The following is a 1,951-nucleotide window of genomic DNA, read 5'->3' on the forward strand; positions in this document are numbered from 1 at the left end:
CACACCCAGACCAACCGGCGCCAAACCCAACACCCCCGACACCGGAAAACCCGGACCACGGAGCGAGAAATGCGTCCACAGCCGCCAGCCGCCCGCGGGCAGAAGTACGGTTTCACTCATGGCTGGACTACCTCCCGGGAAAGAACGTCGGAGAGCGCGCCGCCGGCCGTGCACCACTCCAGGACCGCGCGGGCGCTGTGGTACTTGTTCTCGGCCTGCCGGAACGCGATGCTCGCGGGCCCGTCGAGGACCTCGGCCGTGACCTCCTCGCCACGGTGGGCGGGCAGGTCGTGCATGAACAGCGCGTCGGGACTGGTGGCCATCACGGCCTGGCCGACCTGGAACGGAGCGAACAGGCGCCGCCAGTCCGGGTCGGGCTTGGCGGTGCCGGTGGTCTGCCAGCGGGTGGTGTAGATGACATCGGCCGGCGGCAGCCCGTTCATGTCGTGCCGCTGCTCGACACGGGCGCCGGTGGTCTTGGCGTTGACGGCGGCGCGTTCGAGGTAGTGCCCGGCCACTCCGTAACCGGGCGGTGTGCGCAGATACAGCTCGGTGTTCCGGTAGCGGGACAGGGCCAGGGTCAGCGCGGACGCCGTGTTGTTGCCCTCACCGACATAGAGCACCCGCAGGCCCTCGATCCGGCCGAACGTGCCCATGAGCGTGGTGAGATCGGCGAGCGCCTGCGTGGGATGCTCGTCGGCGCTCATCGCGTTGATGACTGCCATCCGCCGCTGGTCCGCGTACGCGCGCAGCTCGGCCTCGCTCCCGGCGGTGCGGGCGACCAGTACGTCGATCATCCCGGACAGCACGGCGGCGGTGTCCTCGACGCTCTCGCCGGTGTTCTCCTGGAGATCGCCGGGACCGTAGGTGATCAGCCGCCCGCCCAGCCGCAGTGTGCCCGCCGAGAAGGCGGTACGGGTACGGGTGGAGGTCTTGCGGAACAGTACGCCGACGACGGCGTCGTGCAGCGGGCGCGCGTCCTCCAGCTCACCGGCCGCGTACTGGACACCGCGCCGGACGATACGGTCCAGCTCCTCGGTGCTGAGATCGTCGATGGAGATGATGTGACGGCGGGTCGGATGACTCATCGGGTCCTCCCTGGTGTGCGGTGAGCGGCGGGGCCGAGGCCGACGGCGGATCGGCGGTGTGTGACGAGTCGGCGATGGATCGGGCGGCGGACCGGGCGGCGGACCGGGCGATGGATCGGTCGGCTGTTCCGCATCAGCGCACCCGCAGCCCTTCGTGCAGGACCGCCAGACCGCGGTCGAGCCGGCCGGCGTCGATGGTCAGCGGAGGCATGACCTTGACGACCTCGTCGTGGCGTCCGCACAGCTCCACGATCAGACCGTGCTCGAAGGCGTACCGCTGCGCGGAGCGGGCCCGTTCGGGACCTCCGGCGCCCGCGGTGTCGATACCGAGGACCATGCCCCGGCCCCGTACGGCCAGGGCCGGGTCGAGCGCGGTGAGTTCGGCGCGGAACCGGCCCAGCCGCCCTGCCGCCCGCGCCACACCCGCCTGGAACGAGCCGTGCTGCCACAGCTCGCACGCGGCGGTCGCGGCGACGAACGCGAGCTGGTTGCCGCGGAACGTACCGGTGTGCTCGCCGGGCTCCCACACGTCGAGTTCGCGCCGGAACAAGGTCAGCGAGAGCGGAAGTCCGTAGCCGCCGATGGACTTGGAGACGGTCACGATGTCGGGGACGATCCCGGCGTCCTCGAAGCCGAAGAACGTACCGGTACGCCCGCAGCCCGCCTGGATCTCGTCCAGGATCAGCAGAATCCCGTGGCGCTGCGTGAGTTCGCGCAGCCGGCGCAGCCACTCCCGGCTCGCCGGGTAGACGCCGCCCTCCATCTGCGTGGGCTCGACGATCACAGCGGCGGGCAGATCCGTACCGGACGACGGGTCCGTGAGCAGCCGCTCGATGAAGCCGATGGAGTCGAACGGGCCGAGC

General features: G+C 70.7%; 2 protein-coding genes. Both read right to left on the reverse strand.

Annotated features, from left to right (window positions below; all coding sequences use genetic code 11):
- Positions 1 to 116: 116 nt before the first annotated feature.
- Positions 117 to 1,088, reverse strand: a complete 972-nt coding sequence (locus GA0115259_RS37680; RefSeq protein ID WP_093605079.1) for an ornithine carbamoyltransferase — start codon at positions 1,086 to 1,088, stop codon at positions 117 to 119.
- A 133-nt stretch (positions 1,089 to 1,221) separates the two neighbouring features.
- Positions 1,222 to 1,951 (reverse strand): aminotransferase class III-fold pyridoxal phosphate-dependent enzyme (locus GA0115259_RS37685; RefSeq protein ID WP_141716878.1); only part of this gene is annotated, 730 nt, incomplete at its 5' end.

It is taken from the genome of Streptomyces sp. MnatMP-M17 (assembly GCF_900091995.1).
Taxonomy (GTDB): domain Bacteria; phylum Actinomycetota; class Actinomycetes; order Streptomycetales; family Streptomycetaceae; genus Streptomyces.